General features: G+C 69.1%; 22 protein-coding genes. 7 read left to right on the forward strand and 15 right to left on the reverse strand.

The genetic code is table 11. The features are described from left to right. The first annotated feature begins 128 nt into the window (after nt 1–128). Genes RMP09_RS08320 through RMP09_RS08350 form a run of 7 tightly spaced genes read left to right on the forward strand, consistent with a single transcriptional unit; the run spans nt 129 to nt 6569 of the window. The gene (locus RMP09_RS08320; protein WP_310565512.1) at nt 129–2174 is read left to right on the forward strand and encodes a ribonuclease catalytic domain-containing protein; all 2046 of its coding nucleotides are present in this window, start codon (nt 129–131) and stop codon (nt 2172–2174) included. Between the two features lie 34 nt (nt 2175–2208). After that, nucleotides 2209–3075, forward strand: coding sequence for a TonB family protein (locus tag RMP09_RS08325; protein ID WP_310565513.1), 867 nt, complete (start codon nt 2209–2211; stop codon nt 3073–3075). Nucleotides 3076–3080: 5 nt separating this feature from the next. Next, entirely contained in the window at nt 3081–3866 is a 786-nt protein-coding gene (locus tag RMP09_RS08330; protein ID WP_310565514.1) for a transglycosylase domain-containing protein, read from the forward strand. A 13-nt stretch (nt 3867–3879) separates the two neighbouring features. After that, the gene (locus RMP09_RS08335) at nt 3880–4497 is read left to right on the forward strand and encodes a lysophospholipid acyltransferase family protein (protein WP_310565515.1); all 618 of its coding nucleotides are present in this window, start codon (nt 3880–3882) and stop codon (nt 4495–4497) included. Between the two features lie 3 nt (nt 4498–4500). Then, nucleotides 4501–5490, forward strand: a complete 990-nt coding sequence (locus RMP09_RS08340) for a phosphatidate cytidylyltransferase (RefSeq protein WP_310565516.1) — start codon at nt 4501–4503, stop codon at nt 5488–5490. Nucleotides 5491–5498: 8 nt separating this feature from the next. Continuing rightward, nucleotides 5499–6047, forward strand: coding sequence for a crossover junction endodeoxyribonuclease RuvC (ruvC, locus tag RMP09_RS08345; protein ID WP_310565517.1), 549 nt, complete (start codon nt 5499–5501; stop codon nt 6045–6047). Between the two features lie 30 nt (nt 6048–6077). Then, nucleotides 6078–6569: a hypothetical protein gene (locus RMP09_RS08350; RefSeq protein WP_310565518.1), complete on the forward strand. Its 492-nt coding sequence runs from the start codon at nt 6078–6080 to the stop codon at nt 6567–6569. 17 nt (nt 6570–6586) lie between these two features. Here the strand turns inward: RMP09_RS08350 and RMP09_RS08355 are convergent, their stop codons facing one another. The 15 genes from RMP09_RS08355 to ftsL form a co-directional block, all read right to left on the reverse strand. Then, nucleotides 6587–6763 (reverse strand): hypothetical protein, encoded by a 177-nt coding sequence (locus RMP09_RS08355; protein WP_310565519.1) that lies wholly within the window; start codon nt 6761–6763, stop codon nt 6587–6589. 15 nt (nt 6764–6778) lie between these two features. Then, on the reverse strand, nt 6779–7702 hold the full coding sequence (lpxC, locus tag RMP09_RS08360; RefSeq protein ID WP_310565520.1) for a UDP-3-O-acyl-N-acetylglucosamine deacetylase: 924 nt from the start codon (nt 7700–7702) through the stop codon (nt 6779–6781). 386 nt (nt 7703–8088) lie between these two features. Continuing rightward, nucleotides 8089–9321, reverse strand: coding sequence for a cell division protein FtsZ (ftsZ, locus tag RMP09_RS08365; RefSeq protein ID WP_310565521.1), 1233 nt, complete (start codon nt 9319–9321; stop codon nt 8089–8091). Nucleotides 9322–9519: 198 nt separating this feature from the next. After that, nucleotides 9520–10749, reverse strand: coding sequence for a cell division protein FtsA (gene ftsA / locus RMP09_RS08370; protein ID WP_310565522.1), 1230 nt, complete (start codon nt 10747–10749; stop codon nt 9520–9522). A 13-nt stretch (nt 10750–10762) separates the two neighbouring features. Further along, entirely contained in the window at nt 10763–11557 is a 795-nt protein-coding gene (locus RMP09_RS08375) for a cell division protein FtsQ/DivIB (RefSeq protein ID WP_310565523.1), read from the reverse strand. A gap of 10 nt (nt 11558–11567) precedes the next feature. Continuing rightward, nucleotides 11568–12530: a D-alanine--D-alanine ligase gene (locus tag RMP09_RS08380; protein WP_310565524.1), complete on the reverse strand. Its 963-nt coding sequence runs from the start codon at nt 12528–12530 to the stop codon at nt 11568–11570. Nucleotides 12531–12544: 14 nt separating this feature from the next. Continuing rightward, nucleotides 12545–13954, reverse strand: coding sequence for a UDP-N-acetylmuramate--L-alanine ligase (gene murC / locus RMP09_RS08385; protein ID WP_310565525.1), 1410 nt, complete (start codon nt 13952–13954; stop codon nt 12545–12547). Further along, nucleotides 13951–15030: an undecaprenyldiphospho-muramoylpentapeptide beta-N-acetylglucosaminyltransferase gene (gene murG, locus RMP09_RS08390; protein ID WP_310565526.1), complete on the reverse strand. Its 1080-nt coding sequence runs from the start codon at nt 15028–15030 to the stop codon at nt 13951–13953. Before murG ends, murC begins: the two co-directional genes overlap by 4 nt. Next, nucleotides 15027–16277 carry a putative lipid II flippase FtsW gene (ftsW, locus tag RMP09_RS08395; RefSeq protein WP_409559702.1) on the reverse strand — a complete coding sequence of 417 codons (1251 nt, stop codon included), beginning with the start codon at nt 16275–16277 and terminating at the stop codon, nt 15027–15029. Before ftsW ends, murG begins: the two co-directional genes overlap by 4 nt. A 20-nt stretch (nt 16278–16297) precedes the next feature. Next, the gene (gene murD / locus RMP09_RS08400; protein ID WP_310565527.1) at nt 16298–18112 is read right to left on the reverse strand and encodes a UDP-N-acetylmuramoyl-L-alanine--D-glutamate ligase; all 1815 of its coding nucleotides are present in this window, start codon (nt 18110–18112) and stop codon (nt 16298–16300) included. Between the two features lie 7 nt (nt 18113–18119). Then, the gene (gene mraY, locus RMP09_RS08405; RefSeq protein WP_310565528.1) at nt 18120–19298 is read right to left on the reverse strand and encodes a phospho-N-acetylmuramoyl-pentapeptide-transferase; all 1179 of its coding nucleotides are present in this window, start codon (nt 19296–19298) and stop codon (nt 18120–18122) included. After that, nucleotides 19288–20727, reverse strand: a complete 1440-nt coding sequence (gene murF / locus RMP09_RS08410) for a UDP-N-acetylmuramoyl-tripeptide--D-alanyl-D-alanine ligase (RefSeq protein WP_310565529.1) — start codon at nt 20725–20727, stop codon at nt 19288–19290. The genes mraY and murF overlap by 11 nt, the downstream gene beginning before the upstream one ends. Further along, a complete protein-coding gene (locus tag RMP09_RS08415; protein WP_310565530.1) occupies nt 20724–22268 on the reverse strand; it encodes a UDP-N-acetylmuramoyl-L-alanyl-D-glutamate--2,6-diaminopimelate ligase in 1545 nt (514 codons plus the stop codon). Before RMP09_RS08415 ends, murF begins: the two co-directional genes overlap by 4 nt. A 141-nt stretch (nt 22269–22409) precedes the next feature. Further along, entirely contained in the window at nt 22410–24170 is a 1761-nt protein-coding gene (locus RMP09_RS08420; RefSeq protein WP_310565531.1) for a penicillin-binding protein 2, read from the reverse strand. Next, a complete protein-coding gene (gene ftsL / locus RMP09_RS08425; protein WP_310565532.1) occupies nt 24167–24457 on the reverse strand; it encodes a cell division protein FtsL in 291 nt (96 codons plus the stop codon). Before ftsL ends, RMP09_RS08420 begins: the two co-directional genes overlap by 4 nt. Nucleotides 24458–24478 lie beyond the last annotated feature (21 nt).

Genomic DNA, 24478 nt, shown 5'->3' on the forward strand with positions numbered 1-24478 from the left:
CCCCACGCGCCGCCGCTGCCGGGGGGGCGCGGCCCCAGGGCAGGGGAACGCCGGGTCCCGAAGGCTGACCCGCCGCAGGGCGGCCCGGCGGCGGGCCGTGGTCCGCGCGCGTGGGACAATCCCGCCCCATGCACATCCTGTTCGACGAAGCCGGCAAACTCATGACCGGTCGCCTCCTGTCCGAAGCCGAAAGCTCCCTGCAAGTGGAGCTCGACTCCGGCAAACGCGTGAAGGTCAAGGCCGCCAATGCCTTGCTGCGTTTCGAGAAGCCCGCCCCGGCCCAGCTCATGCCCGCCGCCACCGCCCTGGCCGCGTCCATGGAGCTGGAACTGGCCTACGAATTCGCGCCCGAAGACGAGTTCGGCTTCGCCGACCTGGCGGCCGACTATTTCAGCGCCCACGCCAGCACCGAGCAGCAGGTCGCCGCGCTGATCTGCCTGCAGGGCGCGCCGCACTACTTCCGCCGCGCCGGCAAGGGCCGCTACAAGAAGGCACCGGCCGAGATCGTGGCGCAGGCGCTGGCCGCGATTGAGAAGAAGAAACAGATCCAGGAGCAGATCGATGCCTGGACGGGCGAACTGGTGGCCGGCACTTGCCCGGCGCCGGTGCGCCAGCAGCTCTACAAGATCCTGTTCAAGCCGGACAAGAACGCGCCCGAATACAAGGCCGTGGTCGAGGCCGCGCGCAGCAGCCACCTGAACCCGCTGGCCCTGCTGGAAAAGGCCGGCGCCATCACCAGCGCCTACCAGTTCCACTGGCAGCGGTTCCTGTTCGACCAGTTCCCCAAGGGCACGGGCTTCCCGGCCCTGCAGGCGCCGGCCATCACCGACGAGCTGCCGGTCGCCGCCGTCCAGGCCTTTTCCATCGACGATTCGCAGACCACCGAAATCGACGACGCGCTCTCGCTGCAAGGCCTGGGCAGTGGCACGGTCACGCTGGGCGTCCACATCGCGGCGCCGGGTCTGGCCATCAAGCCCGACGACGCCATCGACGCCGTGGCGCGCCACCGCCTGTCCACGGTCTACATGCCGGGCCACAAGATCACCATGCTGCCCGACGCGGTGGTGCAGACCTACACGCTCGAAGCCGGGCGCGACTGCCCGGCGGTCTCGCTCTATGTGAGCTTTGACGAAGCCACGCTGGAACTGAAAGACAGCCGCACCGCGCTGGAGCGGGTGCCGATCGCGCACAACCTGCGGCACGACCAGCTCGACAGCGTGATCACCGAAGCCTGGCTGACCGACGAGGCACCGGTGGGCGCGGCCAGTGACGAGATCGCCGCGCTGCAGCCGCAGCTGGCCTTCATCTTCCGCTTGGCCAAGCACCTGAAAGCGCAGCGCGAAGTGGTGCGCGGCAAGCCCGAAACCTTCAACCGGCCCGACTACACCTTCAAGCTGCAGGGCGCGACCGGCGCCGAGCCCGATGGCAGCGAAACCGTGGTCATCGGCACGCGTTCGCGCGGCGCGCCGCTGGACCTGATGGTGGCCGAGGCCATGATCCTGGCCAACAGCAGCTGGGGCCAGTGGCTGGCCGACTGCGGCGTGCCCGGCATCTACCGCAGCCAGGCCAGCCTGGCCCCGGGCATGAAGGTGCGCATGGGCACCAAGGTCGCGCCGCACGCGGGCATCGGCGTCAAGGCCTACGCCTGGAGCACCTCGCCCTTGCGCCGCTATGTGGACCTGGTCAACCAGTGGCAGATCATCGCCTGCGCGCGCCACGGCAAGACCGCCGCGCTGGCCGCGCCGTTCAAGCCCAAGGACGCGAACCTGTTCGCCGTCATCAGCGGCTTCGACGCGGCCTACACCGCCTACAACGGCTTCCAGAACGGCATGGAACGCTTCTGGACGCTCAAGCACCTGCAGCAGACCGGCGCCACCGAGCTGACCGCCACGCTGATCAAGGACAACCTGGTGCGCGCCGACAGCCTGCCGCTGGTCATGCCGGTGATGGGCGCGGACGGCCTGCCGCGCGGCGCCCATGTGCGGGTGCGCCTGGGCGCCATCGACGAGATCGCGCTCGACGTCTCGGGCACCGTCATCGAACGGCTGGACGGGCCGGTGGAAGCGCTGGACGAATCGGGCGAGGACGAGGGCGAAGAACTGGCCGCGCCGCTGGCCCTGGCCATCGACGTCAACGAGGCGCCGGCCGGGGCCGACGCCCCGGCAGCCGGTTGAGGCCGGCACCGGGTCCGCACGGATAATTCCCCGCGTGAAACCGCTCCTGGGCTTCCTCAAGGGACTCTCCACGCTGCAGCTGGCGCTGGGCGTGTCGGTGGCCGTGCACGCCGTGCTGCTGACGGTGCGCTTCGTCAACCCCGAGGGGTTCAACCGCGTGTTCCAGGACACGCCGCTCGAAGTGATCCTGGTCAACGCCAAGAGCGACGAGCTGCCGCAAAAAGCCATGGCCATCGCCCAGGCCAGCCTGGCCGGTGGTGGCGAAGCGGCCAAGGGCCGCGCCACCTCGCCGTTGCCGCCCCACCTGACGGCCCGCGCGGGCGACACGCCGGAAGAAGACGAGCAGCGCATCGAGGCCCTGAAAGAACAGCAGAACCAGCTGCTGACCCAGGTGCGCAAGGCCCTGGCCAGCCTGCCGCCGCCCGATCTGCAGGCCGTCAACCCGAGCCAGGCCAGCATCGAACGCGAGCAGAAGCGCAAGGCCCTGATCAAGATCCTGGCCGAGATCGAAAAACGCATCAACGAAGAGAACGCGCGGCCCAAGAAGCGCTACATCAGCCCCGCCACGCGCGAAGAGGTGTACGCGATCTACTACGACGAGCTGCGCCGCAAGATCGAGGACCGGGGCACCAGCAACTTCCCCGAGGCCGCGGGGCGCAAGCTCTACGGCGAGCTGACCATGGTCATCACCGTCAACCACAGCGGTGCCGTGCTGTCCACCGAGATCGTGCAGTCGTCCGGCAACAAGACGCTGGACCGGCGCGCCCAGGCCATCGTGCGCGGGTTGGACTTCGGCCGCTTCAGCGACGCCATGCGCCGCCGCGCCGACCAGATCGTGGTCGTCTCGCGCTTTCGCTTCACACGCGAAGCCGGCCTGCAAACGCAGATGTCCACCCAATAACGTTCATGAAATCCATCGGTCGCTGGTTGTTGTGGGTGCTGCTCGCCGGTGTGGCGCTGCAGCTGTTTTTTGTGGGGCGCATCGCGCTCATGCTGGTGATCGACCCGCAGAGCACGGCCTTCATGCGCTCCGAAGCGTGGCGCGTGGCCGGCGAGAGCCTGACCACCGACAAGACCTGGCGCTGGTCGTCGCAGTGGGTGGACTACGACCAGATCAGCCCGAACCTCAAGCGCGCGGTCATGGCGTCGGAAGACGCCGGTTTCTCCGACCACGGCGGGGTGGACTGGGAAGCGCTGGAGTCCGCCTGGCAGAAGAACGAGAAGCGCCAGGCCCAGGCCGACAAGCGCGCCGAGCTGATCGAGAAGAAGCTGGCCAACAAGCCGGAGGCGGCCCAGGCCGCGCTCAAGAAGATCAAGCCGCCCAAGGTGGTGGGCGGCTCCACCATCACCCAGCAGCTGGCCAAGAACCTGCTGCTCTCGGGCGAGCGCCACCTGTTGCGCAAGGGGCAGGAACTGGTCCTCGCGCTGTTGCTGGAGGCCCTGCTGCCCAAGCCGCGCATCCTGGAGATCTACCTCAACAGCGTCGAGTGGGGCGAAGGCATCTTCGGCGCCGAGGCCGCCGCGCAGCGCTACTTCAACAAACCGGCGGCCAAGCTCAGCGCCTATGAAGCCGCGCGCCTGGCCGTCATGCTGCCCAGCCCCAAGTTCTTCGAGACCCGCCAAGGCTCGCCCTACCTGGCGCGCCGCGCCGGCACCATCGTCGCCCGCATGGGCGACGTGAGTCCTCCCTGAAGGGCCACGGGCCATGGACTGGCGCGCCAAAGCCATGAGCCTGCTGCTGCTGGGCTTCGTGCGCCTGCTCACCGGCGCGCAGGCGCGCTGGCACGGCTGCCCGCCCAAGGCCGAGCAGCGCATCTACTTCGCCAACCACCAGAGCCACGCCGACCTGGTGCTGATCTGGGCCGCCCTGCCGCAGGAACTGCGCAGCATCACCCGCCCCATCGCCGCCAAAGACTACTGGACCGCCTCACGCTTCAAACGCTGGATCACGTCGGCCGTGTTCAACGCGGTCTATGTCGAGCGCGAGAAAAAAGGCGACGAAGACCCGCTGGCGCCGCTGATCGCCGCGCTGGAGAGCGGCGATTCGCTGATCCTGTTCCCCGAGGGCACACGCGGCCACACCGAAGATCCGCAACCCTTCAAGAGCGGGCTGTACAACCTGGCGCGCCAGTTCCCCGACGTGGTGCTGGTGCCGGCCTGGATCCACAACGTGCAGCGCGTCATGCCCAAGGGCGAGGTGGTGCCCGTGCCGGTGCTGTGTTCGGTCACCTTCGGCGAACCGGTGCAGCTCGGCGCCGACGAGCCGCGCGGGGACTTCCTGCAACGCGCACGCGCGGCCGTGATGGCCCTGCGGGAGGTCTGAGCCATGCGGACCTTCCTGCGCAGCCTCACCCCGGAACAGCAGGTCAGCCTGCTGTTCGTGCTGGTGTTCGGCGTGCTGCTGCTGGCCACGGTGGGCGCCATCCTGCTCTCGCTGCGCGAGCGCCGCCACCCCGACCCCGACACGGGCGGCCGCACCCTGCGCCTGCAGGACCTGCAAGCCCTCTTGCGCAGCTCCTGGCTGATGGCCCTGGTGTTCTGGATCGGCTGGGCCGCGGGCGACGGTGTGGCCATCGTGCTGTTCGGCCTGGTGTCCTTCTTCGTGCTGCGCGAATTCATCAGCCTCTCGCCCACCCGGCGCGGCGACCACCGCAGCCTGCTGCTGGCCTGCTTCGTGGTGCTGCCGGTGCAGTACGGCCTGGTGTGGACGCGGCACTTCGACCTGTTCACCGTGTTCGTGCCGGTCTACGTGTTCCTCGCCCTGCCCGTGGTCAGCGCCCTGGCCAACGACCCGCAGCGTTTTCTGGAACGCAACGCCATGCTGCAGTGGGGCATCATGGTCTGTGTCTACGGCCTGAGCCACGTGCCCGCCTTGCTGCTGCTGCAGTTCCCGCGGTTTGCCGGGCGCATGGCCTTCCTGGTGTTCTTCCTGGTCGCCGTGGTGCAGACCTGCATGCTGGTGCAGCACCTGGTGGCGCGGCGCCTGACCCGCCCGGTGGCCCCGGCCATCAGCGCGGGGTTTCACTGGCGCAGCTGGCTGGCGGGTCTGGCGGCGGGCGGCCTGCTGGGCGGGCTGCTGGCCGGCATCACGCCGTTCAAGCCCCTGCCCGCGCTGGCCATGGCGCTGGTGGCCTGCGTGGCCGGCTCGCTGGGCCACCTGGTCATGAAGGCCATCAAGCGCGACCGCGGCGTCACCCACTGGGGCAGCGCGGGCCGCTCGGTCACCGGCGCGGCCGGCCTGCTCGACCGGGTGGACGCGCTGTGCTTTGCCGCCCCGGTGTTCTTCCACTCGGTCCGCTGGACCTTCGACCTCTGAGCCCCCCCATGCGCATCCTCGGCATCGACCCCGGCCTGCAATGCACCGGCTTTGGCGTGGTGGACACCGAAGGCGCCGCCCTGCACTACGTGGCCAGCGGCACCATCCAGACCAGCCCGAAAAATGGCGCGCTGCTGCCCGAGCGGCTGAAGATCCTGTTCGACGGCATCAGCGAGGTGGTGAAGCGCTACCAGCCCGAGGTCGCCGTGTGCGAGATCGTGTTCGTCAACGTCAACCCGCAGGCCACGCTGCTGCTGGGCCAGGCGCGCGGTTGTTGCCTCACCGCCCTGGTGGCCAACGGCCTGGGCGTGGCCGAATACACCGCCCTGCAATTGAAAAAAGCCGTGGCCGGCCACGGCCGCGCCGACAAGGCGCAGATGCAGGAAATGGTCAAACGCCTGCTGCAGCTGCCCGGCCTGCCCGGCAAAGACGCCGCCGACGCGCTGGGCCTGTGCATCACCCACGCGCAGGTGGCGCGCACCACAGCGGCGATCAACAAGGTGTCGCCGCTGCAAGCGCGTACGCATGCGGCGTACAAGGGTGGACGGAGTTATTGATCACCGCCAAGTCAAAGTTGAGGCAATCCTATGAAAGCAATACTGATTACGACAAGTGCATTGGCAATTGCAGGTTGCACCCACCTGGGCTCGTACGAAGGCTCCGATGCTGCACTTATTCCTGTTCCTTGCGACCGTGGATTGATCACGGCAGAGAATGGCAAGCAGTACCAGCGAGTTCTGCAAATTATTTTGGTAGACGGAACCTTTATCGGTTCTGGTCGGCAGTGCACCGACAACTACGTCTACCGCATTCGCCCCGGACAAAGAGATCTGAAGGTGATGGCCAACTACGTTGACAGTCCCGCGGGAGTGCAGAGAGTCGCAATGATCAACATGACGGTAACCCTTTCAGAACGCGGGCGCTACACACTCGAATCAGGCTACGACGGCAAGACAGCGAAGGTCACTTTCCGAGACTCAGGAACGGGAGCGGTGACCGCCGATGCAAGCACCAGTGAAGTCAAAGCACAAAGCCTTGGCAACGGCGCAATCTCCGCGCTGCCCTTTATCGTTAAGTGAGGACAGACGCCTGCCTGCTAGAGAACCCGTTCCAGCACCAATACGCCGAAGAACCCCAGCCCGGCGATCACGGCCCACTTGAGAATCTTCAGGCCCCAGAGACGGTACTTCTGCTGGCCGGTGCCGATGTAGAAGGCGAAGCACACGCCCGCGGCGATCAGCAGGAAGAAAACGGTGAAGCGGAACAGCACCATGGCCGTGGGTCCCGGTTACCAGGCGGGTGCAAGTTGCGCGAAGCCGGCGGGGGCCTCGCGCTCCTGTTCGAAGCTCACGATGTCGTAGGCCTCGGGCTGGGCCAGCAGGGCGCGCAGCAGTTGGTTGTTCATGGCGTGGCCGCTGCGGAAGGCGCTGTAGGCGGCGAGCAGCGGATGGCCCACGACATACAGGTCCCCGATCGCGTCCAGGATCTTGTGTTTGACGAACTCGTCGGCGTAGCGCAGGCCGTCGGCGTTGAGCACCTTCACATCGTCCATCACGATGGCGTTGTCCAGCCCGCCGCCCAGGCCCAGGCCGTGGGTGCGCATCATCTCCACGTCGCGCGTGAAGCCGAAGGTGCGGGCCCGCGCGATCTCTCGCGCGTAGGTGCCGCTGCCCATGTCGAACTCGACGCGCTGGCCGGTGGCGTTGACGGCTGGGTGGTCGAACTCGATCTCGAACGCCAGCTTGTAGCCGTGGAAGGGGTCGAGCCGCGCCCACTTGAGCGTACGACCTTCACCCTCGCGCACCTCCACCGGTTTCTTCACGCGGATGAAGCGCTTGGCCGCCTTCTGCGTGACGATGCCGGCGCTCTGCAGCAGGTAGACGAACGAGGCCGACGAACCGTCGAGGATGGGCACCTCTTCGGCCGTGATGTCCACGTAGAGGTTGTCCAGCCCCAGGCCGGCGGCGGCGCTCATCAGGTGCTCGATGGTGTGCACTTTCACACCGCCGTTGGAGATGGTCGAGGCCAGTTTGGTGTCGGTCACCGAGTCGGCCCGCACCGATATCTCGACCGGCTCGGGCAGGTCCACACGGCGGAACACGATGCCCGTGTCCGGCGCGGCCGGCCGCAGCGTCAGTTCCACCCGCTGCCCGCTGTGCAGGCCGACGCCGACCGCCTTGGTCAGGGATTTGAGGGTGCGTTGAGCGAGCATCGAGCGATTTTAGGTTTGCAGGTGTTTTTGCGCTGGCTGGAAATTCGATGGCCTCGATAGCCCCCGGGCACTGCGCTCCGGCCGGCGCGGGCTGTGGCGACCGGGGTGGCCGGCTCCGCGAATGTCCCCCGCCAAGGGCTGCGCCCCTGGCTCCTCCTTTATTTCGCTGCGCCGGCCACCCCAATCACCAAAGCCCTTTTGGCGTGCATCCGTGAATGTGCCAAGACGGTTCCAGCTGGTGGGCGCGGCGCGCTCTGCGCAGCGGCATAAAGGAGGAGGCACGGCGCAGCCGGGCCGGGGGACAGCCGCGGAGCAGAGTGCGCCGCGCCCTCAAGCCCGCGAGGTGCAGGCAAGAGAACGCAGTGCACACGCGCCCCCAGAAAAAATCAATCAGCCTGCTTGCGCAGGAAAGCCGGAATCTCGAAGTCGTCCATGCCACCGGAAGCCAGCGCGTCCACCTTGGCCGCGGCCTGGGTGCGGTTGGTGCGCCAGACGCTGGGCACGCCCATGCCGGCGTAGTCGGGCTGGGCCACACCCGCACTGACGCTGCCCACGCCCGCGCCACCCACGACAGCGTTGACGGTCGGCACGTTGAACGGCACGTTGTCGGTGCCGGTGCGCAGCACCTGCAGCGGAGGCGCGGTGCGGCGGGCGGCGTTCTGGCGGCTCAGGCCGGTGGCGACCACGGTCACGCGCATCTCGTCGCCCAGGCTCTCGTCGTAGGCGGCGCCGTAAATCACGTGCGCGTCCGCAGCGGCGTAGGCCTTGATGGCGTTCATCGCTTCCTTCGATTCCTTGAGCTTCAGGCTGCCCTTGGATGCCGTCACCAGCACCAGCACGCCCTTGGCGCCCGACAGGTCCACACCTTCCAGCAGAGGGCAGGCCACGGCCTGCTCGGCGGCGATGCGGGCGCGGTCCGGGCCGCTGGCGGTAGCCGTGCCCATCATGGCCTTGCCGGGCTCGCCCATCACGGTGCGCACGTCTTCAAAGTCGACGTTCACGTTGCCGTACTCGTTGATGATTTCGGCGATGCCGCCGACGGCGTTCTTGAGCACGTCGTTGGCGTGGGCGAAGGCTTCGTCCTGGGTGATGTCGTCGCCCAGCACATCGAGCAGCTTCTCGTTGAGCACCACGATCAGCGAATCGACGTTGGCTTCGAGTTCGGCCAGGCCGGCGTCGGCGTTGGTCATGCGGCGGCCGCCTTCCCAGTCGAAGGGCTTGGTGACCACACCCACGGTCAGGATGCCCATTTCCTTGGCCACGCGGGCGATCACCGGCGCAGCGCCGGTGCCGGTGCCGCCGCCCATGCCGGCGGTGATGAACAGCATGTGCGCGCCATCGATGGCGGTGCGGATGTCCTCGACCGCCAGTTCGGCCGCGTCACGGCCCTTCTCGGGCTTGCTGCCAGCGCCCAGGCCGCTGCCGCCGAGCTGGATGGTGCGGGCCGCCAGGCTGCGGGCCAGGGCCTGTGCATCGGTGTTGGCACAGATGAACTCCACGCCCTGGACGTTGCGCGAGACCATGTGGTCCACGGCGTTGCCGCCACCGCCGCCGACGCCGATCACCTTGATCTGGGTGCCTTGGTTGAATTCTTCGACTTCGATCATTTCGATGCTCATGTTTCTCTCCTGTGTGTGCCCGAACGGGCGTTCGGGGCGGCTTTCATTTCAAAAATCAAGATTCGGTTCACGCTGCTGTGCTGCTTCAACCAGGCGGTCCGGTGCAGATCGGACATCGGAGCCGGGGGCGGCAGCGCGGGCTCCAGGACACCGGCAAACGGGCTGTGCCACGCGGCGCAGGGGTGGTCAATGTCGTCATCAGAACGTCCCCACAAACCAGTTTTTCATGCGGTCGAAGGCCCCCTGCATGGAGCCGGCCTTCTGCGCCACCTTGTGCCCGCGCACGCGCGCCAGGCGCGCTTCTTCGAGCAGGCCCATCACCGTGGCCGCGCGCGGCTGCGAGACCATGTCCGACAGCGCGCCCGCGTAGTGCGGCACGCCACGGCGCACCGGCTTGAGGAAGATGTCCTCGCCCAGTTCGACCATGCCCGGCATGACGGCGCTGCCGCCGGTGAGCACGATGCCCGAGGACAGCACTTCCTCGAAGCCCGAATCGCGCACCACCTGCTGCACCAGGGCAAAGATTTCTTCGACGCGTGGTTCGATCACGCCGGCCAGGGCCTGGCGGCTGAGCATGCGCGGGCCGCGGTCGCCCAGGCCGGGCACCTCGACCTGCGTCTCGGGGTCGGCCAGCAACTGCTTGGCGCAACCGTTCTCGACCTTGATGTCCTCGGCGTCCTTGGTGGGCGTGCGCAACGCCATGGCGATGTCGCTGGTGATCAGGTCGCCCGCGATCGGGATCACCGCCGTGTGGCGGATCGCGCCGCCAGCGAAGATGGCCACGTCGGTGGTGCCGGCGCCGATGTCCACCAGCGCCACGCCCAGTTCCTTCTCGTCGTCGGTCAGGATGGCCTGGCTCGACGCCAGCGGGTTGAGCATGAGCTGGTCCACTTCCAGACCGCAGCGGCGCACGCACTTGATGATGTTCTCGGCCGCGCTCTGGGCACCGGTGACAATGTGCACCTTGGCTTCGAGGCGGATACCGCTCATGCCGATTGGCTCCTTGACCTCCTGGCCGTCGATCACGAATTCCTGCGGCTCCACCAGCAGCAGGCGCTGGTCGGTGGAGATGTTGATCGCCTTGGCGGTCTCGATCACGCGGGCCACGTCGGCCGGGGTCACCTCGCGGTCCTTGATGGCCACCATGCCGCTGCTGTTGATGCCGCGGATGTGGCTGCCGGTGATGCCCGTGTAGACGCGGGCGATGCGGCAGTCGGCCATCAGCTCCGCTTCCTTGAGCGCCTGCTGGATGCTCTGCACCGTGGCGTCGATGTTGACCACCACGCCGCGCTTGAGGCCGTGGCTGGCCGAGACACCGAGCCCTGCGAGCTTGAGTTCGCCGTTGGCCTGCACCTCGGCCACCACCACCATGATCTTGGCGGTGCCGATGTCCAGTCCGACGACGAGGTCCTTGTATTCCTTGGCCATGATGTGTGCTTGATTACCTGGTGTTCTGGGGGGTGTTCGGGTCGACGTCGGTCACGGTGGTCACGCCGCGCACGCGCAGGGCGTAACCATTGGGATAGCGCAGGTCCACCGACTGCAGCGCCCCGGGGTAGCGCGCCGTCAGCTGGCTGAGCGTGGCGGTGAAGCGTTGCGTGCGGGCCAGCAGTTCGTCGGGCGTGCCGCGGCCCAGTTCGATGTGGGTGCCGCTGTCGAGGTCGGCGCTCCAGCTGCCGCGCTCGTTGAGCTGCAGCCGGGACAGGCCCATCTCCAGCCGGGTGAATTCGGTCTGCAGGCTCTGGAACAGCGCCCACACCTGGGCCGACTGGTGATCGGGTCCGGCCAGCTCGGGCAGCTCCTCGCCTTCGTCCGGGCTGGCGTCGAAGACCTCGCCCAGGCGGTTGACCAGGCGGCCCGAACCGGTCTCGCCCCACCAGGCCACGGCCTGGTGTTCTTCGATGGTCACCTTCAGGCGGTTGGGAAAGTCGCGCTGCACAACCGCGCGGCGTACCCAGGGCACGGCCTCGAACAGGGCGCGCACCCGCTGCAGGTCCAGCGTGAGGAAGTTGCCCGACAGGCCGCTCTTCATCTGCGAGGCCAGCTGCGCGCGGAAGGTCACGGCGTTCTGGTGCACCACGTCGCCCTGCACCGTGATGGCCCGCACCGTCCACGCCGGGTGGCGCAGCGCCCAGGTGCCCAGCGCCGCCACCACGAGGACGGCCAGCAGCACGACCAGGGCGCGCGTGGCCACGGTCATGAGCTTGATGTCCAGGGGCAGTTCGGCGTGTTCCATGGCGTCGGGTTCAGGCCGGGTGGGCGGCTGCGTTGTCCAGCGCCGCGCTGGCCAGCACCTGCAGGCACAGGTCTTCGTACGACAGGCCGGTGGCGCGGGCCGACATTGGCACCAGCGAGTGGCCGGTCATGCCGGGCGAGGTGTTGATCTCCAGCAGGTAGGGCTGGCGGGTCTTGGCGTCGATCATCACGTCGGCGCGCGCCCAGCCGCGGCAGTCCAGCGTGCGGAACGACTTGAGCACCAGCGCCTGGATCGCCGCCTCTTCACCGTCGGGCAGGCCGCAGGGCACCAGGTATTTCGTGTCGTCGGTGAAGTACTTGTGCTGGTAGTCGTAATTGCCGTCGGGCGCGACGATGCGGATCACCGGCAGCGCCCGCGCCTGCGCGCCGGTGCCCAGCACGGGCACGGTCACCTCGTCGCCGGCGATGAACTGCTCGCACATCACCATCGGGTCCTGGCCCGCGGCCAGCGCGTAGGCGGCCTCGCACTGGTCGGCGGTCATGACCTTGGTCAGGCCGATGGTCGAGCCTTCGCGCACCGGCTTGACGATCATGGGCGAGCCCAGGGCCGCGAAGGCCGCGCGCGTTTCGGCCGCGCTGTGCACCTGGCGCCAGGCCGGGGTGGCCAGGCCTTCGGCGATCCAGATTCGTTTGGTCATGAGCTTGTCCATGGCCACGGCCGAGGCCATGACGCCCGGACCGGTGTAGGGAATGCCCAGGAGTTCGAGCGCGCCCTGCACCGTGCCGTCTTCGCCGAAGCGGCCGTGCAGTGCGATGAAGACGCGCTGAAAACCCTCGCGCTTGAGGTCATCCAGGTCGCGTTCGGCCGGATCGAAGGCGTGGGCGTCCACGCCCTTGGACTGGAGCGCGGCCAGCACGCCGGTGCCGGACATCAACGAAACCTCGCGTTCGGCGGAACGACCGCCCAGCAGCACGGCGACCTTGCCGAGCGCTTTTGCATCAATGGAATTCACAACAGCCCCCACATTCAAGCCTTGGCCTGGTTGGCCAGTTCAACCACCTGCCCCGCCACCGCGCCGATGGAGCCGGCGCCCATGCACAGCACCACGTCGCCGTCGCGGGCGTTGTCCAGCACCGCCTGCGGCATGGCGGCGATGTCGTCCACGAACACCGGTTCGACCTTGCCGGCCACGCGCAGCGCCCGCGTCAGCGCCCGGCCGTCGGCCGCGACGATGGGCGCTTCGCCGGCGGCGTACACCTCGGCCAGCAGCACGGCGTCGGCGTGGCCGATCACCTTCACGAAATCTTCAAAACAGTCGCGCGTGCGGCTGTAGCGGTGCGGCTGGAAGGCCAGCACCAGGCGGCGGCCCGGGAAAGCGCCGCGCGCCGCGGCCAGCGTGGCCGCCATTTCCACCGGGTGGTGGCCGTAGTCGTCGACCAGCGTGACCACACCGCCCGCCGGCAGCGCGGCATCGCCATAGCGCTGGAAGCGCCGGCCCACACCCTTGAATTCGGCCAGCGCCTGCAGCAGGGCGGCATCGGGCATGCCGATCTCGACCGCGATGCCGATGGCCGCCAGCGCGTTGAGCACGTTGTGGTGGCCCGGCAGGTTGAGCACCACGTCCAGGTCGGGCAGCACCTCGCCGTTGCGACGCTGCACGGTGAAGTGCATTTGGCCGCCCACGGGGCGCACGTTCAGGGCGCGGATCTGCGCGTCCTCGCTCACGCCGTAGCTGGTGATGGGGCGCGCGATCTGCGGCAGGATCTCGCGGATCGCCGGGTCGTCCACACACACCACGGCGGCGCCATAGAACGGCATCTTGTGCAGGAAGTCCACAAAGGCCGACTTGAGCTTGCCGAAGTCGTGGCCGTAGGTGTCCATGTGGTCGGCGTCGATGTTGGTGACGACCGACAGCACCGGCAGCAGGTTCAGGAAGGAGGCGTCCGACTCGTCGGCCTCGACCACGATGTACTCGCCCGAGCCCAGCTGCGCGTTGGCGCCGGCGCTGTTCAGGCGGCCGCCGATCACGAAGGTCGGGTCCAGGTTCGCGGCGGCCAGCACGCTGGCCACCAGGCTGGTGGTGGTCGTCTTGCCGTGCGTGCCGGCGATGGCGATGCCCTTTTTCATGCGCATCAGCTCGGCCAGCATGATGGCGCGTGGCACCACCGGCACCAGCTTGGCGTGCGCGGCCACCACCTCGGGGTTGTCTTCCTTGACCGCGGTGGAGGTGACGATGGCGTCGGCGCCGGCGATGAACGCCGCGTCGTGGCCCTTGTGCACCGTCGCACCGAACTGCACCAGGCGTCGGGTGGCGGCGTTCTCGCCCAGGTCCGAGCCCGAGACCACGTAGCCCTGGTTGAGCAGCACCTCGGCGATGCCGCTCATGCCCGAGCCGCCGATGCCGACGAAGTGGATATGGCGAATGGCGTGCTTCATGCTGTTGTCACTTTCGCGAGTTGCTCGCAGGCGGTCACCACGGCCGCCACGGCGTCGGTTTTTTTCATGTGCTGGGCCTTCTGGGCCATGTCCATCAGTTGCCCGCGCTGCAGGCTCTGCAGGCGCTGCGCCAGCGCGGTCGGCGTGAATTCGGGTTGCGGCACCAGCCAGGCGCCACCGGCGTCCACCAGGAAGCGGGCGTTGGTGGTCTGGTGGTCGTCCACCGCGTGTGGGAAGGGCACGAACAGCGCGGCCGCGCCCACGGCGGCGATCTCGGTCACGGTACTGGCGCCGGCGCGGCCGATGACCAGGTCGGCCTCGGCAAAGGCTTTGGCGGTGTCGTCGATGAACGGGGTCAGCGTCGCCTCGACACCGGCCGCCGCGTAGTTGGCGCGCAGCGCGTCGATCTGCTTTTCGCCGCTCTGGTGGATCACCTGCGGGCGCTGCTCGGCCGGGATCAGCGCCAGCGCCTGCGGCACCGTGTCGTTGAGCGCCTTGGCGCCCAGGCTGCCGCCCACCACCAGCAGACGCAGCGGGCCGCTGCGGCCGGCGAAACGCTCGGCCGGCGCGCCCTGGCGCAGGAACTCGGCGCGCAGCGGGTTGCCCACCCACTCGGCCTTCTTGAACACGGCCGGGAAGGCGGTGAACACGCGGTCGGCGATGCCGGCCAGCACCTTGTTGGCCATGCCGGCGACCGAGTTCTGCTCGTGCAGCACCAGCGGCTTGCCGGCCAGCGTGCCCATCATGCCGCCGGGGAAGGTGATGTAGCCGCCCAGGCCGACCAGCACGTCGGGCCGCACGCGGCGCACCACCTGCAAAGCCTGCCAGAAGGCCTTGAGCAGGCGCAGCGGCAGCAGCACCAGGGTCTTGAGGCCCTTGCCGCGCACGCCGCCGAAGTCGATGGTCTCCAGCGCGAAACCGCGCGGCGGCACCAGGCGGCTTTCCATGCTGCCGGGCGCGCCCAGCCAGTGCACGCGCCAGCCGCGCTCGCGCAGGGCTTCGGCCACGGCCAGACCCGGGAAGATATGGCCGCCGGTGCCGCCAGCCATGATGAGGGCGCAAGGGGCCTTGCTCATGACCTACCGCCTTTCATCAGCTGGCGGTTCTCGTAATCCACTCTCAACACGATCGCGATCGCGATCAGGTTGAGCAGGATGGCCGAGCCGCCGTAGCTCATCAGCGGCAGGGTCAGGCCCTTGGTGGGCAGCGCGCCCAGGTTCACGCCGATGTTGATGAAGGCCTGAAAGCCCATCCACAGGCCCACGCCCTGCGCGACCAGACCGGCAAACACCTGGTCCAGCGCGATGGCCTGGCGGCCGATGTGCATGATGCGGCGCGTCACCCACAGGAACAGCGCGATCAGCGTCAGCACGCCGATCAGGCCGAACTCTTCGCCGATGACCGAGAGCAGGAAGTCGGTGTGCGCCTCGGGCAGCCAGTGCAGCTTCTCCACGCTGCCGCCCAGGCCGACGCCGAAGATCTCGCCGCGGCCGATGGCGATCAGCGCGTGCGAGAGCTGGTAGCCCTTGCCCAGGGCGTGCTCTTCGCTCCACGGGTCGAGGTAAGCAAACACGCGCTGGCGGCGGAACTCGCTGGTCATGACCATCAGCGCAAACGCCGCCACCACCACCAGCGCCATGAGGAAGAACATGCGCGCGTTCACGCCCCCCAGGAACAGGATGCCCATGGCGATCACCACGATCACCATGAAAGCGCCCATGTCGGGCTCGGCCAGCAGCAGCATGCCGACCACGCCCACGGCCACCGCCATCGGGGCGACCGCGCGGAAGAACCGCTCCTTGACCTCCATCTTGCGCACCATGTAATCGGCGGCGTAGAGCAACACGGCCAGCTTGCCCAGTTCGGACGGCTGGAAGTTCATGATGCCCAGCGGGATCCAGCGGCGCGCGCCGTTGACGCCCTTGCCGATGAAGGGGATGAGCACCAGCACCAGCAGCAGCAGCGCGCCGGCGAACAGCCAGGGCGCGAGCTTCTCCCAGGTGCGCAGCGGCAGCTGGAAGGCGATGAAGGCGGCGCCGACGCCGATCACCGTGGACATGGCGTGCCGCACCACGAAGTGCGTCTGCGCGTAGTTGCCAAAGCGCGGGTTGTCCGGCAGCGCGATGGAGGCCGAATACACCATCACCAGGCCCCAGGCCAGCAGCGTGACCACGACCCACAGCAGCGGCTGGTCGAACCCGAGTTCGCGCACGGCCACGTTGCGCGTGCCGGCGTAGCTGCGGCTGGACAGGCGCACCGGCAGGCCGTCGGCACCGGCGCCCGCCAGCTCACCGCCGGGCACCAGGGCGCGCAGGCGGGTCAGCAGGGACTGCAGGCGGGCCTTCACAACGTGCCCTCCAGATCGGCGCCGTGTTCGGCCGCCAGTTCGCGCACGGCGTCGACGAAGACGTCGGCGCGGTGCTTGTAGTCGCGGAACATGTCCAGGCTGGCGCAGGCGGGCGAGAGCAGCACCGCATCGCCCGGCCGGGCGGCGGCGGCGCAGGCGCGCACCGCTTCGGGCAGGGTCGCGGCGTCCAGCAGCGGCACGCCGGCCCGCTCGGTGGCGGCCTGCACCTGTTCGCGGATGCGCGCCGCGTCGCGGCCGATCAGCACCGCGGCGCGGGCGTGCGCAGCCAGCGGTTCGGCCAGCGGCGAAAAGTCCTGGCCCTTGCCGTCGCCGCCGAGGATGACGACCAGCTTGCGGTCGGCCCCCAGGCCGCGCACGGCGGCCAGCGTGGCGCCCACGTTGGTGCCCTTGCTGTCGTCGAAGTACTCGACCTCGTTGACGATGGCCACCGGTTCGACGCGGTGCGGCTCGCCCCGGTAGTCGCGCAGGCCGTGCAGCATGGGCGCCAGCGGCGCGCCGGTGGAGGTGGCCAGGGCCAGCGCGGACAGGGCGTTGGCGGCGTTGTGGCGGCCGCGGATGCGCAGCGCGTCGGCCGGCATCAGGCGCTGGAAGTAGATCTCTTCTTCCTCGTCGGCCTTGCGGCCGCGCTGGCGGGTTTCGTCCAGCGCCAGGGCGCGCACCAGCCAGGTCATGCCGTTGACGGTTTCCAGGCCCCAGTCGCCCGGCCGGGTCGGCTGGTCCAGACCGAAGGTGGCGAAGGGGCGGGACGGGCGCTGGCGGTTGCGGCCGCCGATCTTGACCGTCACGTTGGCCGGTCGCATGGCCGACACCAGCGGGTCTTCGCGGTTGAGCAGCATCAGCGCCTGGGCGCCGAACACCGCGGCCTTGGCCTGCGCGTAGGCGGCCATGGAACCGTGCCAGTCGATGTGGTCTTCGGTGATGTTGAGCACCGTGGCCGCGGTGGGCACGCCGTCCCAGGCGCCACCGGCCGTGCCGTCGAGCTGGAAGCTGGAGAGTTCCAGCACCCAGGCCTGGGGCAGGTGCGGCGGCAGCGGCGGGGCCGGCGGCGGCGGGGCGATCAGGGTCGGCGCATCGCCGTCTTCGTCCGCCGGCGGCGGGGTTTCATCTTCGTCGACCGGCAGCAGCTCGCCCTGGGCATCGCCCGCATCGGCTTCGCCGGGCGTCGGCGCGGCGGGCGCCTCGTCCACCACCGCAGGGGCAGCCGCCTCGCTGGCAGCTTGTTCGGCGGCTTCTGCCGCGGCCTTCTCCGCGTCTTCGGCGTTGCCGCGGACCTCTTCGTCCAGCGCCGCACCCAGCACGTCCAGCAGGGCCGGGCCGATGTTGCCGGCCACCGCCACGCGCAGGCCGGCGCGCTGCAGCAGCAGGCCGGTCAGCGAGGTCACGGTGGTCTTGCCGTTGGTGCCGGTGATGGCCAGCACCTGCGGCTGGTAGGGCAGCAGCTCGCGCTGCGACAGGTCTTGCAGGGCCTGGGCGAACAGGTCCAGCTCGCCCACCCAGGCGGCGCCGTGCTGCTGCGCCCAGGCGCGGGCCGCGGCCAGCTGCTCGGGCGGCAGGCCGGGGCTGCGGCCGATCACGGCCCACTGGCCACGCGCGAGCAGGCCGTCGTCGAACGGGGCGGCCACAAACGCCGCCTGCGGGCATTCGGCGCGCAGCGCGGCCAGCGAGGGCGGGTTCTCGCGCGTGTCGGCCACGGTCACGACCGCGCCGTGGCGCACGCACCAGCGCGCCATCGACAGGCCGGAAATGCCGAGCCCGAGGATGAGGACGTGTTGGTCTTGGAGCTGCTTCATGGCAGGTTCAGCGCAACTTCAGCGTGGACAGGCCGATCAGGCACAGCAGCATGGTGATGATCCAGAAGCGGACCACGACCTGGGTCTCTTTCCAGCCCTTCTTCTCGAAGTGGTGGTGCAGCGGCGCCATGTGGAACAGGCGGCGGCCCTGGCCGAACTTCTTTTTGGTGTACTTGAACCAGCTGACCTGCAGCATCACCGACAGGGCCTCGACCACGAAGATGCCGCCCATGATGGCGAGCACGATTTCCTGGCGCACGATGACGGCGATGGTGCCCAGTGCGCCACCGAGCGCGAGCGCGCCCACGTCGCCCATGAAGACCTGGGCCGGGTGGGCGTTGAACCACAGAAAGGCCAGACCGGCACCGGCCATGGCGGCGCAGAAGATCAGCAATTCACCGGCCCCCGGGATGTGCGGCAGCAGCAGGTAGCGCGAGAACACCGAACTGCCGGTGACGTAGGCGAACACGCCGAGCGCCGAACCGACCATGACCACCGGCATGATGGCCAGGCCGTCCAGGCCGTCGGTCAGGTTGACCGCATTGCTGGCGCCGACGATGACCAGGTAGGTCATGACCACGAAGCCGAACACGCCCAGCGGGTAGGCCACTTCTTTGAAGAAAGGCACCATGAGGCCGGCGCGCGGCGGCAGTTCGAGCGTGAAGCCCGAGGTCACCCAGTCGAAGAACAGCTTGATCACGCGCAGGTTGCTGGTCTCGGCCACGCTGAAAGCCAGGTAGAAGGCCGCCAGCAGGCCGATGACCGACTGCCAGAAATACTTCTCGCGCGAGCGCATGCCTTCGGGGTCCTTGTTGACCACCTTGCGCCAGTCGTCCACCCAGCCGACGGCGCCAAAGCCCAGCGTGACCAGCAGCACGATCCAGGTGAAGCGGTTGGACCAGTCGAACCACAGCAGGGTGGACAGCGAAATCGCGAACAGGATCAGCACGCCGCCCATGGTGGGGGTGCCGCCCTTGCTGATGTGGGTCTGCATCGCGTATTCGCGGATCGGCTGGCCGATCTTGAGCGCGGCCAGCCGGCGGATGAAGTACGGCCCGGCCACCAGGCCGACGATGAGCGCGGTCATGGCGGCCATCACCGCACGGAAGGTGAGGTACTGGAACACGCGCAGGAACCCGAACTCGGGTCCCAGGCTTTGCAACCATTGCGCCAGACTAAGCAGCATGCGAGGAATCTTTCTGTTGTTCTGGTGGTGAGGGGGTCACGGCCAGCGCCTGCAGGGCCTGCACCACGCGCTCCATGCGCATGAAACGCGAGCCCTTGACCAGCACGCTGCGCACGGCGTCGGCCGGCACGCGCCCGGCCAGGTGGGCCGCCAGCGCGTCGACGTCCGCCCAATGCACGGGCACCGGTTCGCGCGCGGCGCGCAGGGCCTCGCAGGCCTGGCGCATCCAGTCGCCGGCGCAGTGCACGGCGTCGATGCCGCTGGCCTGTGCCTGGCGCAGCACCTCCAGGTGGAAGGCCAGTCCCTGTTCGCCGACCTCGCCCATGTCGCCCAGCACCAGCCAGCGCGGCGCGGGCAGTTCGGCCAGCACGCGGATGGCGGCCACCACCGAGTCGGGGTTGGCGTTGTAGCTGTCGTCGATCAGGGTGAGCCGGCGGTCGGCCAGCGCCACGGCCAGCGCACGCGAACGTCCACCGACGGGCTCGAAGGCGTCGAGCCCGCGCCCGATGTCGGCCAGCGACACGCCCGCGGCCAGGGCGCAGGCCGCGGCGGCCAATGCGTTGCGCACGTTGTGGCGGCCGGCGATGCGCAGGCGGCAGGTCTGTTCGCCAGCGGGCGAGGTGAAGCGCAGCGCCCAGACGCCATCGGTCCAGTCGGCGCCGAGGGCGCGCACATCGGCGGCGGGGTCGGTGTCGCTGAACGTCAACACCAGGCGGCCCTGGGCGAGTTCGCGCCAGACGAAGCTGTGTTCGTCGTCGCTCGGGAACACCGCCGTGCCGCCGCTGCGCAGGGCCGCGATGACGGCGCCGTTCTCGCGCGCCACGGCCTCGACCGTGCCCATGAACTCCTGGTGTTCGCGCTGCGCGTTGTTCACCAGCGCCACGGTGGGCTGGGTCAGCGCGGCGATGTATCCGATCTCGCCCGGGTGGTTCATGCCCAGCTCGACCACCGAGAGGCGGTGGGCGGCGCGCAGGCGCAGCAGCGTCATGGGCACGCCGATGTCGTTGTTCAGGTTGCCCTGGGTGGCGTGGGCCGCGTCGCCCGCGGCCGCGCGCAGGATGGACGCGATCATCTGCGTCACCGTGGTCTTGCCGTTGCTCCCGGTCACGGCGATCAGTGGCAGGTCGAACTGTTCGCGCCACAACCGGGCCAGTTCGCCCAGGGCCAGGCGGGTGTCGGGCACCTCGACGCCGGGCAGACCGGCGGCGGCCAGGCCCTGGTGGGCGATGGCGGCCACGGCGCCCGCGGCGCGCGCCTGCGGCAAAAAGTCGTGGGCATCAAAACGCTCACCCTTGAGGGCGACGAACAGGTCACCCGCCTGCAGGCTGCGGGTGTCGGTGTGCACGCGCGCGACGGCGGCAGCGGCCGACCGGTCGCCCACCACGCGGGCGCCGGTCAGCAGGGGCAGCAACTGGGCCACGGTCTTCATGCCGCCCCTCCGCTGTCGGTGCCACGGGCCTGCAGCGCGGCATGCGCCTGCTCCAGGTCGGAAAACGGTTTCTTCACACCCATGATGTCCTGGTAGTCCTCGTGCCCCTTGCCGGCGATCAGCACCACGTCGTGCGCGGCAGCGCCCTGCACGGCGCGCGCGATGGCGGCGGCGCGGTCGGGTTCGATGAGCGCAGCGCCGGGCTGCGCCAGACCGGCACGCATCTGCGCCAGGATGGCCAGCGGGTCTTCGCTGCGCGGGTTGTCGCTGGTCAGCACCGGGTGCTGCGCCTCGCGCTCGGCCACGGCGGCCATCAGCGGGCGTTTGCTGGCGTCCCGGTCGCCGCCACAGCCGATCACGCACCACAGCGCGCCGCCGCGCTCGCGCGCCAGGGGCTGCAGCGCGTGCAGGGCTTTTTCCAGCGCGTCGGGTGTGTGGGCGTAGTCCACCAGCACCAGCGGCTGATCGCCCGTGGCCGGCACCTGCTGCATGCGGCCGGGCACCGGGCTGAGCGCGGCGCAAGCCTGCACCGCGTCGGCCAGGGGCACGCCCAGCGCGCGCGCCGAAGCCAGCACGCCCAGCAGGTTGGACACGTTGTAGCGCCCCACCAGCGGCAGGCTCAGTGTGTGGCTGTGCGTTGTCTTGCCGGACGCGTCGCGTTCGCCCACCGTCAGGCGCATGCCGCTGTGGGTGAAGCCGATGTCGCGCGCAAACAGGCGGGCCGGTGCGCGCTGCGGCGCGGGTTCGATGCCCACGGTCCACAGATCCAGCGGCCGCGCCGCCAGTTCGGACGCGAGCGCCGCGCCACGCGCGTCGTCCACGTTCACCACCGCGGCCTGCAGGCCGGGCCAGTCGAACAGCGCGGCCTTGGCGGTCCAGTAGTCGGCCATGCTGCCGTGGAAGTCCAGGTGGTCCTGGGTGAAGTTGGTGAACACCGCCACGCGGAGGTGGGTGGCGTTCAGGCGCCCTTCGATGATGCCGATGGACGAGGCCTCGATGGCGCAGGCCTTGACGCCCTCGTCCACCAGCGCGCGCAGGCGCGCCTGCAGCAGCACCGGGTCGGGCGTGGTCAGGCCGGTGGAGACGATGGTCGATGCGCGCCCCGCCTGCGGCGGCAGGCCGATGCCCAGGGTGCCGACCACCGCGCAGGGGCGCTGCACCGCCGACAGCAGCTGGGCCATCCACCACGCGCTGGAGGTTTTGCCGTTGGTGCCGGTGAAGGCCACCACATCCAGTTCGCGCGAGGGGTCGCGTTGGTAGGCGCTGGCGATGGGGCCGGCCAACTGCTTGAGCCCCGGCACGGCCAGGATGCGCTCATCGCTGAAGCCGAAGGCCTCGACGCCGTCGCGCTCCACCAGCGCCGCCACGGCGCCGGCCTGCAGCGCGGCGGCCACGTAGCGGCGGCCATCGGTCGCGGCGCCCGGCCAGGCCACGAAGGCGTCACCCGCGCCGACCTTGCGGCTGTCGCACTGCAACGCACCGGTCACACGCTCGCGCAACCAGTCGGCCACGGCCTGGGGAGTGCTCAGAACGTGGGTCATGCCAATGGCTCCACCACGCCTCGCGCGACCCGCGACGCACGAGGCGCCATACCAGAGGCACCGCCGGGCGGGCTTTGCCGGACGGCCAGTGCCGCCCCCCTGGAGGGGGGAGACGCGAAGCGGCGCAGGGGGTGCTTCATATCAGAAAGACTCCTCCACGGTTTCGGTGAGGATCTGCGGCTTGACGTTCATGTCCGGCTGCACGCCCAGCACGCGCAGCGTCTGCTGCACCGTTTCGCTGAACACCGGTGCGGCCACCAGGCCGCCGAAGTACACGCCGTTGTTGGGTTCGTCCACCATCACCGCCACCACGATGCGCGGTTGCTCGATGGGCGCGATGCCCACGAACCAGCTGCGGTACTTGTTGCCGGAATAGCCCTTGCCTTCCTGCTTGTGCGCCGTGCCGGTCTTGCCGCCGACCGAATACCCGATGGTCTGCGCCTTGGGCGCGGTGCCGCCAGGGCCGGTGGCCAGCGCCAGCATCTGGCGCACCGCCACCGCGTTGGCCGCACCGAACACGTGCACCCCCGTGGCCGGCGCGTCGTTCTTGAGCAGGGAGATCGGGATCAGCTCGCCGTCGCGCGCAAAGATGGTGTAGGCCTGCGCCAACTGGAACAGCGAGGCCGACAGGCCGTAGCCGTAGCTCATGGTGGCCTGCTCGATCGGCCGCCAGCTCTTATACGGACGCAGACGCCCGCTGACCGCCCCCGGGAAAGGCAGGTGCGGCTTCTGGCCGAAGCCGGCCTGGGCGTAGGTCTCCCACATCTCGCGCGGGCTCATCTGCATCGCCATCTTGACGGTGCCGACGTTGCTGGACACCTTGATCACCTCGGCCACCGTCAGCACACCGTGCGGGTGCGAGTCGCTGATGGTCGAGCCGCCGATGGTGATGCGCCCCGGCGCGGTCTGGATCGGCGTGCTCGGCTTGACCATGCCCTTCTCCAGCGCCAGCGCGGCGATGAAGGGCTTCATGGTCGAGCCGGGCTCGAAGCTGTCGGTGAGCGCCCGGTTGCGCAGCTGCTCGCCGCTGAGGTTGACCCGCTTGTTGGGGTTGTAGCTGGGGTAGTTGGCCAGCGCCAGCACCTCGCCGGTCTGCGCGTCCAGCACCACCGCGCTGCCGCCCTTGGCCTTGTGCAGCCTGACCGCATCGCGCAGTTTTTCGTAGGCGAAGAACTGCACCTTGCTGTCGATGGACAGTTGCAGGTCCGGCCCGTCCACCGGCGGCACCACGTCGCGCACGTCTTCCACCACGCGGCCCAGGCGGTCCTTGATCACGCGGCGCGAGCCGTTCTTGCCGGCCAGCTGTTTGTTGAAGGCCAGCTCCACGCCTTCCTGCCCGCGGTCTTCCACGTTGGTGAAGCCCACCACGTGCGCGGCGGCCTCGCCCTCGGGGTACTCGCGCTTGTATTCGCGGCGCTGGTAGATGCCCTTGATGTCCAGCGCAGCGATCTGCTTGGCCACCGGCTCGTCCACCTGGCGCTTGACCCAGACGAAGGTCTTGTCCTCGTTGGCCAGCTTCTTCTTCAGCTCGGGCAGTGGCATCTCCAGCAGCCTGGCCAGATCGCGCAACTTGGGGTGGCTTTTGTCCACGTCCTCCGGAATGGCCCAGATACTCTGCGCCACCACGCTGGAGGCCAGCAGCAGGCCGTTGCGGTCGAGGATGCGGCCGCGGTTGGCCGGCAGCTCCAGCGTGCGGGCGAAGCGCACCTCGCCCTGGCGCTGGAAGAATTCGTTGCCGAACACCTGCACGTAGGCCGCGCGTCCGGCCAGACCGGCAAACGCCACCGCCAGCGCGGCGACGATGAACTTGCTGCGCCAGACCGGCGTCTTGCTCGCCAGCAGGGGGCTGGCGCTGTAGTTGATGCTGCGGCTGGGGCGCTGGTCGGCGCGCGGGTTGCTCATGGCCGAGCCTCCTGCACCGTGGACGTGCCGGCGGTCACGTACTGCGTGATGCCGGGATTGACCGGGCGCATCTGCAGCTCGCGCGTGGCCAGCTGTTGCACCCGGGCCGACGTGGCCTGCTCGCGCTTTTGCACCTGCAGCTGCTCGTGCTCCGTCGCCAGGCGCTTGGCCTGCGCGTTCGCCTTGTCGATGGCGGTGTAGAGGCGGCGCGATTCGTACTGGGTGTGCACCAGGTAGAACGCGCTGACCAGCACGGCCACGAGCAGCATGAGGTTGAGCCGGATCATAGGCAGACCCCCACGCTCGTC

It is taken from the genome of Hydrogenophaga sp. (genome assembly GCF_031426985.1).
Taxonomy (GTDB): Bacteria; Pseudomonadota; Gammaproteobacteria; order Burkholderiales; family Burkholderiaceae_C; genus Hydrogenophaga.

Excerpts from the sequence above, each read along its gene's own strand:
- RMP09_RS08320 (WP_310565512.1), top strand. The coding sequence starts at position 129 with ATGCACATCCTGTTCGACGAAGCCGGCAAACTCATGACCGGTCGCCTC.
- RMP09_RS08330 (WP_310565514.1), top strand. The coding sequence starts at position 3,081 with ATGAAATCCATCGGTCGCTGGTTGTTGTGGGTGCTGCTCGCCGGTGTG.
- RMP09_RS08335 (WP_310565515.1), top strand. The coding sequence starts at position 3,880 with ATGGACTGGCGCGCCAAAGCCATGAGCCTGCTGCTGCTGGGCTTCGTG.
- RMP09_RS08340 (WP_310565516.1), top strand. The coding sequence starts at position 4,501 with ATGCGGACCTTCCTGCGCAGCCTCACCCCGGAACAGCAGGTCAGCCTG.
- ruvC (WP_310565517.1), top strand. The coding sequence starts at position 5,499 with ATGCGCATCCTCGGCATCGACCCCGGCCTGCAATGCACCGGCTTTGGC.
- RMP09_RS08350 (WP_310565518.1), top strand. The coding sequence starts at position 6,078 with ATGAAAGCAATACTGATTACGACAAGTGCATTGGCAATTGCAGGTTGC.
- RMP09_RS08355 (WP_310565519.1), bottom strand. The coding sequence starts at position 6,763 with ATGGTGCTGTTCCGCTTCACCGTTTTCTTCCTGCTGATCGCCGCGGGC.
- lpxC (WP_310565520.1), bottom strand. The coding sequence starts at position 7,702 with ATGCTCGCTCAACGCACCCTCAAATCCCTGACCAAGGCGGTCGGCGTC.
- ftsZ (WP_310565521.1), bottom strand. The coding sequence starts at position 9,321 with ATGAGCATCGAAATGATCGAAGTCGAAGAATTCAACCAAGGCACCCAG.
- ftsA (WP_310565522.1), bottom strand. The coding sequence starts at position 10,749 with ATGGCCAAGGAATACAAGGACCTCGTCGTCGGACTGGACATCGGCACC.
- RMP09_RS08375 (WP_310565523.1), bottom strand. The coding sequence starts at position 11,557 with ATGGAACACGCCGAACTGCCCCTGGACATCAAGCTCATGACCGTGGCC.
- murC (WP_310565525.1), bottom strand. The coding sequence starts at position 13,954 with ATGAAGCACGCCATTCGCCATATCCACTTCGTCGGCATCGGCGGCTCG.
- murG (WP_310565526.1), bottom strand. The coding sequence starts at position 15,030 with ATGAGCAAGGCCCCTTGCGCCCTCATCATGGCTGGCGGCACCGGCGGC.
- murD (WP_310565527.1), bottom strand. The coding sequence starts at position 18,112 with ATGAAGCAGCTCCAAGACCAACACGTCCTCATCCTCGGGCTCGGCATT.
- mraY (WP_310565528.1), bottom strand. The coding sequence starts at position 19,298 with ATGCTGCTTAGTCTGGCGCAATGGTTGCAAAGCCTGGGACCCGAGTTC.
- murF (WP_310565529.1), bottom strand. The coding sequence starts at position 20,727 with ATGAAGACCGTGGCCCAGTTGCTGCCCCTGCTGACCGGCGCCCGCGTG.
- RMP09_RS08415 (WP_310565530.1), bottom strand. The coding sequence starts at position 22,268 with ATGACCCACGTTCTGAGCACTCCCCAGGCCGTGGCCGACTGGTTGCGC.
- RMP09_RS08420 (WP_310565531.1), bottom strand. The coding sequence starts at position 24,170 with ATGAGCAACCCGCGCGCCGACCAGCGCCCCAGCCGCAGCATCAACTAC.
- ftsL (WP_310565532.1), bottom strand. The coding sequence starts at position 24,457 with ATGATCCGGCTCAACCTCATGCTGCTCGTGGCCGTGCTGGTCAGCGCG.